Origin of the sequence: Pseudomonas sp. PICF6 (genome assembly GCF_009831705.1) — a bacterium.
GTDB classification, from domain to species: domain Bacteria; phylum Pseudomonadota; class Gammaproteobacteria; order Pseudomonadales; family Pseudomonadaceae; genus Aquipseudomonas; species Aquipseudomonas rhizophila.
Genome location: NZ_WUUD01000013.1, coordinates 301772 through 317074 on the forward strand (window position 1 = coordinate 301772; position 15303 = coordinate 317074).

Sequence of the window (15303 nt, forward strand, 5' to 3'; positions counted from 1 at the left end):
CGTTTGTGGTGGCCGGGCAAATCATTTCGATCCAGATGGGCATGGCGTTCGCCTCCATGGTCGACCCCACCAACGGTGTGAACAGCGCTGTGATCGGGCAGTTCCTGACGATGCTGGTGACCCTGCTGTTTCTGGCCATGAACGGGCACCTGGTGGTGTTTGAGGTGCTGACCGAGAGCTTCACCACATTGCCGGTGGGCAGCGCGATGCTGATCAATCATTTCTGGGACATCGCCGGCAAGCTTGGCTGGGTTCTAGGGGCGGCGATGGTGTTGGTATTGCCCGCGATTACCGCCTTGCTGGTGGTCAATATTGCCTTTGGCGTGATGACCCGGGCGGCGCCGCAGTTGAACATTTTCTCCATTGGCTTTCCGTTGACCCTGGTGCTGGGCCTGGTGATTTTCTGGATCAGCCTGGGGGATCTTCTCAATCAGTACCAGCCGCTGGCGACCCAGGCCCTGCAGCTGTTACGCGACATGGCACAGGCGCGCTGAACCATGGCCGAAAGCGAGAGTGGGCAGGACAAGACAGAAGACCCCACGGAGAAGCGCAAGAAGGAGTCTCGGGACAAGGGCGAGATTGCGCGCTCCAAGGAGCTCAATACCCTGGCGGTGATGTTGGCCGGGGCGGGCGGTCTGTTGATTTATGGCGGCGGGCTGGCCCTGGATCTGCTGGAAATCATGCGCCTGAATTTTTCCTTGCCCCGCGAGGTGCTGCTCAGTCCCGGTGCCATGGGGCAATACCTGCTGCACTCCGGCAAGATCGCGATCCTGGCCGTGCAACCGGTCCTGATCTTTCTGCTGTTGGCGGCCATTATTGGCCCGATTTCCCTGGGGGGCTGGCTGTTTGCCGGTAAGAGCCTGGCGCCCAAGTTCAGTCGGATGAACCCGGCCAACGGCCTCAAGCGAATGTTTTCCAGTACGGCGCTGATGGAGTTGCTCAAGGCGCTTGGGAAGTTTTTCCTGATCCTGTTTGTCGCCCTGACGGTACTGCAGGCCGATATCGACGACTTGCTGCGCATCGCCCATGAACCCTTGGAGCAGGCGATTATCCACAGCGTGCAGCTGGTGGGCTGGAGTACTTTGTGGATGGCTTGCGGCTTGATTCTGATCGCCGCCATCGACGTGCCGATCCAGCTGTATCAGAGCAAGCAGAAGCTGATGATGACCAAGCAGGAGATCCGCGACGAGCATAAGGACCAGGAGGGCAAGCCGGAGGTCAAGCAACGGATTCGCCAGTTGCAGCGTGAAGTGTCCCAGCGCCGGATGATGGCGGCGATCCCGGACGCCGACGTGGTCATCACCAACCCGACTCACTACGCCGTGGCACTCAAGTACGACCCCGATAAAGGCAATGCTCCGGTGTTGCTGGCCAAGGGCAGTGATTTCCTGGCGCTGAAAATCCGCGAGATTGCCGTAGCCAATGAAGTCATGCTGCTCGAGTCCCCGGCTTTGGCGCGATCGATTTACTACTCCACCGAACTCGACCAGGAAATCCCCGGAGGCCTGTACCTGGCCGTGGCCCAGGTGTTGGCCTACGTCTATCAGATCCGTCAACACCGCGCCGGCAAGGGCAAGCGCCCCGAGCCACTCAAGGATTTGCCGATTCCACCGGATTTGCGCCGCGACTCCTGATTCGGGCCTGCGCTGATTGCGCTCGGATGCAGAACCAGTGGGAGCGAGCCTGGATTGCATGCAGCGCCTTGGCTAGCGCCTCTATTTCAGCCTCTGACAAAAGTTGGAAGGCTTCTTGCAATACCCCGTCTGCGCCCGTTTCGGGCGTCAAAAGTTTGCTTCACAGGAACGGGGATTATTGGTGGATCGCTCTCAGTTATTCAGCACCGCGCGCAACAACGTAGCCGACCTCAGCCGGGGTAATCTGGGCGTGCCGTTGTTGCTGCTGGTCATGCTCGCCATGATGATGCTGCCGGTGCCACCGTTTCTGCTGGACGTGTTCTTCACGTTCAACATCGCTTTGTCCATCGTTGTACTGCTGGTGTGTGTGTACGCATTGCGGCCACTGGATTTCGCGGTGTTCCCGACCATTCTGCTGGTGGCGACGCTGATGCGCCTGGCGCTCAACGTGGCGTCCACCCGGGTGGTGATGATCCACGGGCATGAAGGCCACGCCGCTGCCGGTAAGGTGATCCAGGCCTTCGGTGAAGTGGTGATTGGCGGAAACTACGTGGTGGGTATCGTCGTCTTCGCCATTTTGATGATCATCAACTTTGTCGTGGTGACCAAGGGTGCCGGACGGATTTCCGAGGTGAGCGCGCGTTTCACCCTCGATGCAATGCCCGGCAAGCAAATGGCAATCGACGCCGACCTCAACGCTGGCCTGATCGATCAGGGCCAGGCCAAGGCCCGTCGTCTGGAAGTGGCCCAGGAAGCCGAGTTCTATGGCTCCATGGACGGTGCCAGCAAATTCGTGCGCGGCGATGCCATCGCCGGCCTGCTGATCCTTTTCATCAACCTGATCGGCGGTATGGCTGTCGGTATCTTCCAGCACGGCATGACATTCGGCGATGCCGGCAAGGTTTACGCGCTGTTAACCATTGGTGACGGTTTGGTGGCGCAATTGCCATCACTGTTGTTATCTACAGCTGCCGCGATCATGGTGACCCGTGCGTCCGGCTCCGAAGACATGGGTAAGCAGATCGGCCGGCAGATGTTTGCATCGCCCAAGGCGTTGGCCGTTGCAGCCGGACTGATGGCCGTGATGGGCCTGGTCCCCGGGATGCCCCATTTCTCGTTTCTGAGCATGGCCGCATTGGCGGCGGGTGGCGCCTACCTGTTCTGGAAGAAACAGAACGTACAAAAGGTTCAGGCCCTGCAGGAGGTCAAGCGTCAGCAGGAACTGTTGCCGTCGCCGGCTCGTGCCATGGAAACCAAGGAGCTGGGCTGGGACGACGTGACGCCGATCGACATGATCGGCCTGGAAGTCGGTTACCGTCTGATCCCCTTGGTGGACCGCAATCAGGGTGGTCAATTGCTCGCGCGGATCAAGGGTGTGCGCAAGAAGCTGTCCCAGGACCTGGGCTTTCTGATGCCCACCGTACATATTCGTGACAACCTCGATCTGGCGCCAAGTGCCTATCGCTTGACGCTGATGGGGGTGATCCTGGCCGAAGCCGAGATTTACCCGGACCGTGAACTGGCGATCAACCCGGGACAGGTCTACGGTTCGCTCAACGGCATTACCGCCAAGGATCCGGCTTTTGGCCTGGAAGCGGTATGGATCGAAATCAGCCAGCGGGCCCAGGCCCAGTCCCTTGGCTATACCGTGGTGGACGCCAGTACCGTGGTCGCGACCCACTTGAACCAGATTCTGTACAAGCACTCCAGCGAGCTGATCGGTCACGAAGAAGTCCAGCAATTGCTGCAAGTGCTGGCCAAAGGCTCGCCTAAGCTGGCCGAAGAGCTGGTGCCTGGCGTGGTTTCGTTGTCGCAATTGCTCAAGGTGTTGCAAGCGCTGTTGGCTGAGCAGGTGCCGGTGCGCGACATTCGCAGCATTGCCGAGGCTATCGCCAACAACGCTTCCAAGAGTCAAGATACCGCCGCTCTGGTGGCTGCGGTGCGGGTTGGCGTATCCCGTGCAATCGTCCAAAGCATTGTAGGCACTGAGTCGGAGCTGCCTGTGATCACGTTGGAGCCAAGGTTGGAACAGATATTGCTCAATAGTCTGCAGAAGGCAGGACAAGGCTCGGAAGAGGGCGTTCTGCTGGAGCCAAGCATGGCCGAGAAGCTGCAGCGTTCGCTGATCGATGCAGCCCAGCGGCAGGAGATGCAAGGCCAACCGGTGATCCTGCTGGTGGCCGGTCCGATTCGCGCGATGCTTTCGCGATTCGGGCGCCTCGCGGTCCCGGGGCTGCATGTGCTGGCGTACCAGGAAATACCGGACAACAAGCAAGTGACCATCGTTGCGACAGTAGGGCCCAACGGCTGAGGTAGTGGTTTATGCAAGTGAAGCGTTTTTTCGCCGCCGATATGCGTCAGGCCATGAAGCTGGTTCGTGACGAGCTGGGCGCTGAAGCCGCCATCATCGGCAACCGTCGGATCGCCGGCGGTGTCGAGCTGACGGCGGCTCTGGATTACAAATTGTCGGCGCTGGCCCCACGTGTTCCCAACATGGAACTCGAGGATGAGCTGCGCAAGACCCAGTCGCGCATCGCCAGTGCCCAGGCCGAATTGAGCTTGCGCAGCAGTGACGGCGAAGCCAGCGCGGGCACTAATCGTCAATTGTTCGCCGGCCAGCCTCTGACCGCCGGATTGCCGTTGACCGCTGCCGAGCCGCTGGTCGAGCAGGCCAAGGCCGAGCCGCGTCGTCCGGCGCCGGTTCAGGCTGCCTCGGGCGGTGGCGTCGACCCGCGCGCCCTGGACTCGATGCGCTTCGAACTCAACAGCCTGCGTGAACTGATGGAAGTTCAGCTCGGCTCCCTGGCCTGGAACCAGTTGCAAGGCAACCGTCCGGCCCAGGCTAACCTGTGGCGTCGCCTGCAACGCATCGGCTTGTCCGGCCCGTTGTCCCGCGACCTGCTGGCACTGATCAACGATATCGAAGAACCTCGTCAGGCCTGGCGCATGTTGCTGGCGCACCTGGCGCGGATGATCGCCACACCGGAAGTCGAGCCTCTCGAAGAAGGTGGCGTCATTGCCATGGTCGGTCCGGCCGGCATGGGCAAGACCACCACCCTGGCCAAGCTCGCGGCGCGTTATGTACTCAAGTACGGCGCCCAGAGCATCGCCCTGGTGAGCATGGACAGTTTCCGTATCGGTGCCCAGGAACAACTCAAGACCTTGGGCCGGATCCTCAATGTGTCGGTGACCCATGTGGATCCGGGCCAGTCCCTGGCCCAGGCGCTGGAACCGCTGTTGCGCAAGCGCGTCGTGCTGATCGATACCGCCGGCCTGCAAGCCAGCGATCCGGCCCTGCGCATGCAGCTTGAAAGCCTGGCCGGGCGTGGGATCCGGTCAAAAAATTATCTCGTGTTGGCAACCACCAGCCAGAAACAGGTTCTAACCGCCGCATACCACAGCTACAAACGCTGCGGGCTGGCCGGCTGCATCCTGACTAAGCTGGACGAAACGGCAAGCCTGGGCGAGGTGTTGAGCCTGGCGATCGGTCATGATTTACCGGTGGCCTACCTGACCGACGGGCCGCGGATCCCGGATGATTTGCATCTGCCGCGCCGTCATCAACTGGTCAGTCGTGCCGTGAGTGTGCAAATGCAGGAAGAACCCAGCGAAGAAGCCATGGCTGATATGTTCGCTGATATCTACCACAGCCCGACCAAGCAGGTCGGCTGAGGTAATCATGAATATTTTTTGTACCTACATCGATGGTCTGCCATGCATTGTTCCTTCATGCGAGCGCGCAGCCAGTAATGTGGCCTCCGTCTAAGTAAGACAAGGTAAAGAACGAACATGGGCAGCATGCATCCCGTACAGGTGATCGCGGTGACCGGCGGCAAAGGTGGCGTCGGCAAGACTAACGTGTCAGTGAACTTGTCCCTGGCTCTGGCAGAGCTTGGCCGACGGGTCATGCTGCTGGACGCCGACCTGGGCCTGGCGAACGTCGACGTGCTGCTGGGGCTCACGCCCAAGCGCACGCTGGCGGACGTGATAGAGGGCCGCTGCGAACTGCGCGACGTGCTGCTGCAAGGGCCGGGCGGGATTCGCATCGTGCCGGCTGCCTCGGGCACCCAGAGCATGGTTCACCTGACCCCGGCTCAACACGCCGGCCTGATCCAGGCCTTCAGCGACATCGGTGACAACCTCGATGTGCTGGTGATCGACACCGCTGCCGGTATCGGTGATTCGGTCGTCAGTTTCGTACGCGCTGCCCAGGAAGTCTTGCTGGTGGTCTGCGACGAACCGACGTCCATCACCGACGCCTATGCCCTGATCAAGTTATTGAACCGTGACTACGGCATGAACCGCTTCCGCGTCCTGGCCAACATGGCCCAGAGCCCGCAGGAAGGTCGCAACCTGTTCGCCAAGTTGACAAAGGTCACGGATCGTTTCCTGGACGTCGCCCTACAATACGTCGGCGCTGTGCCCTACGACGAAAGCGTACGCAAGGCCGTCCAGAAGCAACGTGCGGTTTATGAAGCCTTTCCCCGTTCCAAATGCGCACTGGCGTTCAAGGCTATTGCCCAGAAGGTTGATACCTGGCCACTGCCAGCCAACCCTCGCGGGCATCTGGAGTTTTTCGTCGAGCGTCTCGTGCAACAAACAGCAGGGCCCGTGTTATGACAGCCAGCGGTTACAACCATCTCTACAAGAAATCGGCACGGGACGCCCAGTACGAATTGATTGAGCGATACGCGCCTCTGGTCAAGCGTATCGCCTATCACTTGCTGGCGCGGTTGCCGGCCAGTGTCCAGGTTGAAGACCTGATCCAGGCGGGCATGATCGGCCTGCTCGAAGTGTCGAACAAATACGACGCGAGCAAGGGCGCCAGTTTCGAGACCTATGCCGGTATTCGCATTCGCGGGGCGATGCTCGATGAAGTCCGTAAGGGTGATTGGGCGCCGCGTTCGGTGCATCGCAATACCCGCATGGTCAGTGACGCCATTCGCGCCATTGAAGCTAAAACCGGGCGTGACGCTAAAGATCACGAGGTTGCGGCCGAACTCCAATTGAGTCTCGATGATTATTACGGGATTTTGAACGATACCTTGGGCAGTCGCCTGTTCAGTTTCGACGACCTGCTGCAGGACGGCGAACACGAAGGGCTGCACGAGGACGGCGCGAGTGCTCACATGGAGCCATCGCGTGACCTGGAAGATGAGCGTTTCCAGAGCGCGCTGGCGGATGCGATTGCCAATTTGCCGGAGCGTGAGCGACTGGTCTTGGCGCTGTACTACGACGAAGAGCTGAACCTCAAGGAAATCGGTGAGGTCCTGGGTGTCAGCGAATCGCGGGTCAGCCAGTTACACAGCCAGTGCGCGGCCCGTTTGCGGGGGCGTTTGGGGGAGTGGCGAGCGCGCTGACAGCAGTGTGGGGACACTGCGAACGAGGCTGGCCTGGCATGTGCTGAGCCAGTCTTCCTCTGTTGTCCTCCAGACCGTTGTCGAGTGTTGTGCCGGATTGATTGAAATGGCGCGTTCAGGTGCTGGGCGCGTTTAAGACTGCTTGGAGGTCGAATTGGACAAGAACATGAAAATCCTCATCGTTGATGACTTCTCAACGATGCGGCGGATCATAAAAAACCTGTTGCGTGACCTTGGGTTCACCAACACGGTCGAGGCCGACGATGGCACCACTGCCATTCCGGTTCTCAACAGCGGAAGCATCGACTTTCTGGTGACTGACTGGAACATGCCCGGCATGACCGGTATCGACTTGCTGCGCCATGTGCGCGCCGACGAAAAACTCAAGCACCTTCCGGTGCTGATGGTCACTGCCGAAGCCAAGCGCGAGCAGATCATCGAAGCGGCCCAGGCCGGTGTGAACGGCTACGTGGTCAAACCCTTCACGGCCCAGGCGTTGAAAGAGAAGATCGAAAAAATCTTCGAACGCATCGGTTAACGGCGCCACGGGGGAGCTATGGATAACGAATCTTCAATGGGTGATTTCGAATCGACCCTGAAAAAACATGCCCGCGAACTGGTCGACAGCCTTGAGAAAGGCCGCTTTGGCGATGCGGTTCAAATGATCCATGAGCTCAACCAGACCCGTGACCGCGGTCTGTATCAGGAAGTGGGCAAGCTCACGCGTGAACTGCACAGCGCGATTGTCAATTTTCAGATCGATCCGAACATGCCGCAGGCCGAGGAGGTCTCGCAGATCACCGACGCGACCGAGCGTCTGGGTTATGTGGTCAAGCTGACCGAGGCCGCGGCCAACCGCACCATGGACCTGGTGGAGAACGCAACGCCGCTGGTCAATGGCCTGAGCGATGAAGCCCAGGCCTTGAGCACCGACTGGGGTCGCTTCATGCGGCGCGAAGTCGGGGCTGAAGAGTTTCGCGAGCTGGCCCGTCGGGTCGATGGTTTCCTGACGCGCAGTAGCGCCGAGAACCGCGCCGTGGCGAGCAACCTCAACGACATTCTGCTGGCTCAGGACTATCAAGACCTGACCGGCCAGGTGATCAAGCGGGTGACCCAACTGGTCACCGAAGTGGAAAGCAACCTGCTCAAACTGGTGTTGATGGCCAGCCAGGTAGACCGCTTTGCAGGCATCGAACACGACCGTGAAGCGATGCTCGCTGAAAAAGATCCACAAAAACATCTCTCTCAGGGTGAAGGTCCGCAAATTCATGCCGATAAAAGAGAAGACGTTGTGTCCGGTCAGGACGATGTGGACGATTTGCTGTCCAGCCTTGGATTTTAGGTTTTAGACCTCTAGGAGCACCCATTAATGAGCTTCGGCGCCGATGAAGAGATCCTTCAGGATTTCCTGGTTGAGGCCGGCGAGATTCTAGAGCAACTGTCCGAACAACTGGTCGAGCTGGAAAGCCGACCTGATGATGCGGATCTGCTCAATGCAATTTTTCGCGGTTTCCACACTGTAAAAGGAGGCGCCGGCTTCCTCCAGCTCAATGAGCTGGTGGAGTGCTGTCACATTGCCGAAAACGTGTTCGACATCCTGCGCAAGGGTGAGCGTCGCGTTGACTCGGAATTGATGGACGTGGTGCTCGAAGCGCTGGATGCGGTCAACAGCATGTTCAGTGAAGTGCGCGAGCGCTCGCCGATCACCGCTGCTACGCCTGAGCTGCTCGCCGCGCTGTCGCGCCTGGCCGAGCCGCAGTCGGCTGACGAAGCTGCACCGGTAGCCGCGCCAGTGGTTGAGGAACCGGTCGCCGAGGAATCAGGCGACATCACCGATAACGAATTCGAACAACTGCTGGACTCGCTGAACGCCGTCAAGGCTCAAGCCCAGGCTCCGGCAGCGCCTGCTGCCCCGGCTGCGCCGGCCGCCGATGCCGCCGCCAGCGATGAAATCACCGACGCCGAGTTCGAGTCGCTGCTCGATCAGCTTCACGGCAAGGGCCAGTTCGCCGTGGATGCCGTCGCCCCCCCGAGTGCCCCGGCCGCCCCGAAAGCGGCGGGCGACAACTCCGATATCACCGACGATGAGTTCGAGGCTTTGCTCGATCAGTTGCACGGCAAGGGTAACTTCGCCGTGGACGCACTGGATTCGGCTATCGCCTCCGCGCCGACCCCAGCCAAGCCTGCCGCCGCCGCAGCGGGCAGCGACCTGATCAGCGATCACGAATTCGAATCACTGCTCGACGAACTGCACGGCAAGGGCAAGTTCAGCGAAGTCGGCACCGCCTCAACAGCCACTGCGCCTGCCGCCACTGCCACAGCGGCTGCGCCAGCGGAGAAGGCCGCGGCCAAACCCGCCGCCAAGGCACCGGAACCGAAGGCTGAGACACCCAAGCCTGCCGCCGCCGCCCCGGCGCCAGCCCGCGCACCGGCGGCCGCGCCGGCGGAAAAACCGGCCAGCGAAGCCGAGACCACTGTACGGGTCGACACCGCTCGCCTGGACGAGATCATGAACATGGTCGGCGAACTGGTGCTGGTGCGTAACCGCCTGGTGCGCCTGGGCCTCAACAGCCAGGACGAAGCCATGGCCAAGGCCGTGTCGAACCTGGACGTGGTCACGGCTGACTTGCAGACGGCGGTCATGAAGACCCGGATGCAGCCGATCAAGAAAGTCTTCGGGCGCTTCCCGCGCCTGGTTCGCGACCTGGCACGCCAGCTCAAGAAAGAAATCAACCTGGAACTGGTGGGCGAAGAGACCGACCTGGACAAGAACCTGGTCGAGGCTCTGGCCGATCCGCTGGTCCACTTGGTGCGCAACGCGGTCGACCACGGTATCGAGTCGCCGCAAGAGCGCGAAGAGTCAGGCAAGCCCCGCAGCGGCAAGGTGGTATTGGCCGCCGAGCAGGAAGGCGACCACATCCTGCTGTCGATCTCCGACGACGGCAAAGGCATGGACCCGAACGTACTGCGCTCCATCGCGGTGAAGCGCGGTGTGATGGACAAGGATGCCGCCGACCGCCTGAGCGACACCGAGTGCTACAACCTGATCTTCGCCCCGGGGTTCTCGACCAAGACCGAGATTTCCGACGTGTCGGGCCGTGGCGTGGGCATGGACGTGGTGAAAACCAAGATTTCCCAGCTCAACGGTTCGATCAACATCTACTCGACCAAGGGCCAGGGCTCGAAAATCGTCATCAAGGTCCCGCTGACCCTGGCGATCATGCCGACCCTGATGGTGATGCTGGGCAACCAGGCATTCGCCTTCCCGCTGGTCAATGTCAACGAAATCTTCCACCTCGACCTGTCGCGCACCAACGTGGTGGACGGCCAGGAAGTGGTGATCGTGCGGGACAAGGCACTGCCGCTGTTCTACCTCAAGCGCTGGCTGGTCAGCTCCGCCGCTCATGTCGAGCAGGGTGAAGGCCATGTGGTGATCCTTTCGGTGGGCACCCAGCGGATCGGCTTCGTCGTCGATCAGTTGGTGGGCCAGGAAGAAGTGGTCATCAAGCCGCTAGGCAAGATGCTCCAGGGCACCCCGGGCATGTCCGGCGCCACCATCACCGGCGACGGCCGCATCGCGTTGATTCTCGATGTGCCAAGCATGCTCAAGCGTTACGCCGCACGGCGTATTTGATTCTGGAGGGGCGCGGCCCGCAGCCGCGTCTCGTCTAACGGAGTGTTTATGGTAGTTAAAGTCCTGGTGGTGGACGATTCGGGGTTTTTCCGCCGCCGCGTCTCGGAAATTCTCTCGGCGGACCCGAGTATTCAGGTCGTCGGTACGGCGACCAATGGCAAAGAGGCAATCGATCAGGCGCTGGCGCTCAAGCCGGACGTGATCACCATGGACTACGAGATGCCGATGATGGATGGCATCACGGCGGTGCGGCATATCATGCAGCGCTGCCCGACCCCAGTATTGATGTTCTCCTCCCTGACCCATGAAGGCGCCCGGGTGACCCTCGATGCGCTGGACGCCGGGGCGGTGGATTTCCTGCCGAAAAATTTCGAAGACATTTCGCGCAACCCCGACAAGGTTCGGCAGTTGCTGTGCGAGAAGGTCCACAGTATTTCCCGCAGCAACCGGCGTGTCGGTGCCTATAGCACACCTGCGCCAGCGCCTGCACCAGCCCCGGCTTCATCGGGCAGCTTCAATCCGGCCCCAGCGCGCAGTGCCCCGGCCCCAGCGCCAGCTCGTTCCGCGCCCGCCAGTACGTCATCGTCGCCGGCCCCCAAGCGCAAAGCCTACAAACTGGTCGCTATTGGTACGTCCACCGGCGGCCCGGTGGCGTTGCAGCGAGTCCTGACCCAGTTGCCGGCCAACTTTCCGGCGCCGATCGTGCTGATCCAGCATATGCCCGCGGCCTTCACCAAGGCGTTCGCCGAGCGTCTGGACAAGCTGTGTCGTATCAGCGTCAAGGAGGCCGAGGATGGCGACATCCTGCGTCCGGGCCTGGCGCTGTTGGCGCCAGGCGGCAAGCAGATGATGATCGATGGTCGCGGCGCGGTGAAAATCCTGCCCGGCGATGAGCGGCTCAATTACAAACCGTGCGTGGACATCACTTTCGGCTCCGCCGCTAAATCCTACGGCGACAAAGTTCTGGCGGTGGTGCTCACCGGCATGGGCGCCGACGGTCGCGAGGGCGCGCGCCTGCTCAAGCAGGGCGGCAGCGCCATTTGGGCCCAGGATGAAGCCAGTTGCGTGATCTATGGCATGCCGATGGCGATTGTCAAAGCGGATCTGGCCGACGCGGTGTACGGGCTGGACGACATCGGTAGACACCTGGTCGAGGCGTGCCTGTAATGGATGTGCTCAGCCTGATCGGCATCATCATGGCGTTCGTCGCCATTATTGGTGGCAATTACCTGGAAGGCGGTCACCTGGGGGCCTTGGCCAACGGCCCGGCGGCGTTGATCGTGATCGGCGGCACCGTGGGCGCGGCGCTGTTGCAGTCGCCCATGAGCGCCTTCAAGCGCGCCATGCAGGTGCTCATCTGGATTCTGTTCCCGCCGCGCGTCGACCTGGCCGGTGGCATCGACCGTGTGGTGAACTGGAGCCTGACCGCCCGCAAGGAAGGTTTGCTGGGTCTGGAAGGGGTGGCCGACGCCGAACCCGACAACTACTCGCGCAAAGGCCTGCAACTGCTGGTGGACGGCGCTGAGCCGGAAGCCATCCGCAGCATCCTGGAAGTGGATTTCTACACCCAGGAAAGCCGTGACATCGAAGCGGCCAAAGTCTTTGAAAGCATGGGTGGCTATGCGCCGACCATCGGCATCATCGGTGCGGTGATGGGCCTGATCCACGTGATGGGCAACCTGGCCGATCCGTCGCAACTGGGCAGTGGTATCGCCGTGGCTTTCGTCGCGACCATTTATGGTGTGGCCAGTGCCAACCTGGTGCTGCTGCCGATCGCCGCCAAGCTCAAATCCATTGCGTTGCGCCAGTCGCGTTATCGCGAAATGTTGCTGGAAGGGATCCTGTCGATCGCCGAAGGTGAAAACCCGCGTTCCATTGAGTTGAAGCTTCAGGGCTTCATGGACTGATGGGAGACATGGAAAATGGCACGTCGCAGGCATCGTGAAGAACACGTCAACCATGAACGCTGGCTCGTCTCTTACGCCGACTTCATCACGCTGCTGTTCGCTTTTTTCGTGGTCATGTATTCGATCTCGTCGGTCAACGAAGGCAAGTACAAGGTTATTTCCGAGGCGCTGATCGGCGTGTTTACCGACTCCGACCGCGCCCTCAAGCCCATCCCCATTGGTGATGAGCGGCCCAAGACCACCACGCCTGCCAAACCGCTGGTCAGGGACTCCGAGCAGGTCGATGCCGGTATCGCTGGCGGCAGCGATCCGTTGAAAAGCATTGCCGATGACATCAGCGCGGCGTTTGGTGATCTGATCAGCTCCAATCAGATGACCGTGCGCGGCAACGAGTTGTGGGTTGAGATCGAACTCAATTCCAGCCTGTTGTTTGGCAGCGGCGATGCCATGCCCAGCGACATGGCGTTCAACATCATCGATAAAGTGGCCGCGATCCTCAGGCCTTTCGACAACCCGATCCACGTAGAAGGCTTCACAGACGATCAGCCGATTCGCACTGCGCAGTACCCGACCAACTGGGAACTGTCCTCGGCGCGTTCGGCGAGCATCGTGCGCATGCTCGCGATGCAGGGCGTAAACCCCGGCCGGCTGGCGTCGGTGGGCTATGGTGAATTCCAGCCGGTGGCCAACAATGCCACCGCCGAGGGGAGGGCGCGCAACCGGCGAGTGGTGTTGGTGGTGTCGCGCAACCTTGAGGTGCGCCGCAGCCTGACCGGGACCGGTACGGCCCATGCAACACCGGATGCGGCATTGAAGCGTGCTGGCACACAAACTGCACCGACCCAGCCCAAGTCGCCGGGAAGACAGAGCGCCGTCAATTCTCCGTCACCCGCTTTATAACCGAGCTATTTCTCGGTCGAGCCTTTATCGACCGGGAGGAACAATCCGAATGAGAGTCTGGGCAGTCGCCAATCAAAAAGGTGGTGTGGGTAAAACCACATCTTCCATCGCTTTAGCCGGATTGCTGGCCGAGGCGGGCAAGCGCGTGGTCATGGTCGATCTGGACCCCCACGGCTCGATGACCAGCTACTTTGGTTACGATCCCGACAGTCTGGAGCACAGCAACTACGACCTGTTCCTGCACAAGGGCGGTGTGCCCGAAGGCTTGCCGGGGCAGTTGCTGCTGTCCACCAGCGATGAGCGGATTTCCCTGTTGCCATCCAGCACCGCCCTGGCGACCCTGGAACGGCAGTCGCCGGGACAAAGCGGTCTGGGCTTGGTGATCGCCAAGAGTCTGGCGCAACTGTGGCAGGACTTCGATTACGCGATCATCGACAGCCCGCCGCTGCTTGGCGTGCTGATGGTCAACGCCTTGGCGGCCAGCCAGCAATTGGTTATCCCGGTGCAGACCGAGCATCTGGCAGTCAAGGGCCTGGAGCGCATGGTCAATACCCTGGCGATGATCAACCGCTCACGCAAGCAATCGTTGGCCTTCAACATCGTGCCGACCCTGTTTGATCGTCGCACCCAGGCGTCCCTGGGCACCCTGCGCGTGCTGCGGGACATGTACCCGGATGACATCTGGCAAGGCTACATTCCGGTCGACACGCGTTTGCGTGACGCCAGCCGTGCCGGTGTGACCCCTTCGCAATTCGATGGCAAGAGCCGCGGCGTGCTGGCCTACCGGGCGCTGCTCAAGCACCTGCTGGCCCAGCAGCTCGTTTCGCAGCAGGTGGCTTAAGGTGACGAGGCTTACCAAAGGCATTGCACTCGCTTGTGAGCGCTCAAGTCCTGGCGCATACATGCCGATAACCTTTTCAAGTGGCGCACTGTTCCCATGAGCCGCCCGATAAAGACAACCTCGCGTCCGCAACTGGCCCTGCAGTCTTATCTGGATGGGCTGCTGCAGGAAGCAACCGAAGAACTGCCACTGCAACCGAGCGTGATCGAGGCGTTGCCCGAGACCGTCGAAGCCGAAGGTGGACTGGATGAATTTCAGGCGGCCGTGCTCGAAGAGCAGGCCCGTGATGCACACAAAACAGTGATTGCCGCGGCAGTCGAGGCTCCGTTCATCAAGCCTCAGGTGGCAGTGATGCAAGCGCCTGCGCCGATCCTGGCGCCGGTCTCGACCGTTGCACCGTTGCTGCAGGGCCTGGTGACGCCGGTGGTGGAAGTCCATCTGCCACCAAGCAGCCCACCGCCGCCGGCGCCGACCGACGACCGTCCGGCCTGGGCCGCCGAGCCGTTCGAGTGTTTGTTGTTCGATGTGGCCGGGTTGACCCTGGCGGTGCCGCTGGTATGCCTGGGATCGATATATTCCCTGGCCGGGCAGGAACTGACGCCGTTGTTCGGTCAGCCGGAATGGTTCCTGGGGATCCTGCCGAGCCAGGCCGGCAACCTGAAGGTGCTGGATACCGCGCGCTGGGTGATGCCGGACCGTTATCGCGATGATTTTCGCCAGGGCCTGCAATACGTGATTTCGGTGCAAGGGTATGAATGGGGTTTGGCGGTGCATCAGGTCAGTCGCTCGCTGCGCCTGGACCCGAACGAGATCAAGTGGCGCAGCCATCGAGGCCAACGGCCATGGCTGGCCGGTACGGTGATCGAGCACATGTGCGCCTTGCTGGACGTTTCCGAGCTGGCCGAATTGATCGCCAGTGGCGGGGCAAAACACCTGGGCGGCGCCAAGCCGGTTCAGAAACCGAAATAAGACAACCCGTGGCGCACCACGTCACGGGGCAGAACACACACCGCCACAGGCGGTTTTT

Annotated in this window: 14 protein-coding genes; all 14 read left to right on the plus strand. The window is 60.9% G+C overall.

Translation table 11 applies throughout. The features are described from left to right. A partial coding sequence (locus GSM73_RS27035) for a flagellar biosynthetic protein FliR (RefSeq protein ID WP_256676745.1) occupies positions 1-494 on the plus strand: 494 nt, incomplete at its 5' end. 3 nt (positions 495-497) lie between these two features. Continuing rightward, positions 498-1634: a flagellar biosynthesis protein FlhB gene (gene flhB, locus GSM73_RS06425; RefSeq protein ID WP_047226260.1), complete on the plus strand. Its 1137-nt coding sequence runs from the start codon at positions 498-500 to the stop codon at positions 1632-1634. A gap of 181 nt (positions 1635-1815) precedes the next feature. Then, positions 1816-3945: a flagellar biosynthesis protein FlhA gene (gene flhA / locus GSM73_RS06430; RefSeq protein ID WP_160892021.1), complete on the plus strand. Its 2130-nt coding sequence runs from the start codon at positions 1816-1818 to the stop codon at positions 3943-3945. A gap of 11 nt (positions 3946-3956) precedes the next feature. Next, entirely contained in the window at positions 3957-5306 is a 1350-nt protein-coding gene (flhF, locus tag GSM73_RS06435) for a flagellar biosynthesis protein FlhF (RefSeq protein ID WP_047226261.1), read from the plus strand. A gap of 117 nt (positions 5307-5423) precedes the next feature. Then, positions 5424-6254, plus strand: a complete 831-nt coding sequence (fleN, locus tag GSM73_RS06440; RefSeq protein WP_003184001.1) for a flagellar synthesis regulator FleN — start codon at positions 5424-5426, stop codon at positions 6252-6254. Beyond that, the gene (fliA, locus tag GSM73_RS06445) at positions 6251-6994 is read left to right on the plus strand and encodes an RNA polymerase sigma factor FliA (RefSeq protein ID WP_003184000.1); all 744 of its coding nucleotides are present in this window, start codon (positions 6251-6253) and stop codon (positions 6992-6994) included. Before fleN ends, fliA begins: the two co-directional genes overlap by 4 nt. 166 nt (positions 6995-7160) lie before the next feature. Then, positions 7161-7532, plus strand: a complete 372-nt coding sequence (locus GSM73_RS06450) for a chemotaxis response regulator CheY (protein ID WP_003183998.1) — start codon at positions 7161-7163, stop codon at positions 7530-7532. An 18-nt stretch (positions 7533-7550) separates the two neighbouring features. After that, entirely contained in the window at positions 7551-8336 is a 786-nt protein-coding gene (locus GSM73_RS06455; protein ID WP_047226262.1) for a protein phosphatase CheZ, read from the plus strand. A 27-nt stretch (positions 8337-8363) separates the two neighbouring features. After that, on the plus strand, positions 8364-10628 hold the full coding sequence (locus tag GSM73_RS06460; protein WP_107322136.1) for a chemotaxis protein CheA: 2265 nt from the start codon (positions 8364-8366) through the stop codon (positions 10626-10628). Positions 10629-10676: 48 nt separating this feature from the next. Next, a complete protein-coding gene (locus GSM73_RS06465) occupies positions 10677-11795 on the plus strand; it encodes a chemotaxis response regulator protein-glutamate methylesterase (RefSeq protein ID WP_160891914.1) in 1119 nt (372 codons plus the stop codon). Continuing rightward, positions 11795-12535, plus strand: a complete 741-nt coding sequence (locus GSM73_RS06470) for a flagellar motor protein (RefSeq protein WP_018606553.1) — start codon at positions 11795-11797, stop codon at positions 12533-12535. Before GSM73_RS06465 ends, GSM73_RS06470 begins: the two co-directional genes overlap by 1 nt. A 15-nt stretch (positions 12536-12550) precedes the next feature. Continuing rightward, positions 12551-13435 carry a flagellar motor protein MotD gene (gene motD, locus GSM73_RS06475; RefSeq protein WP_047226265.1) on the plus strand — a complete coding sequence of 295 codons (885 nt, stop codon included), beginning with the start codon at positions 12551-12553 and terminating at the stop codon, positions 13433-13435. A 49-nt stretch (positions 13436-13484) separates the two neighbouring features. After that, positions 13485-14276, plus strand: coding sequence for a ParA family protein (locus tag GSM73_RS06480; protein ID WP_047226266.1), 792 nt, complete (start codon positions 13485-13487; stop codon positions 14274-14276). A 96-nt stretch (positions 14277-14372) separates the two neighbouring features. Next, positions 14373-15245 carry a CheW domain-containing protein gene (locus GSM73_RS06485; protein ID WP_160891916.1) on the plus strand — a complete coding sequence of 291 codons (873 nt, stop codon included), beginning with the start codon at positions 14373-14375 and terminating at the stop codon, positions 15243-15245. Positions 15246-15303: the final 58 nt, after the last annotated feature.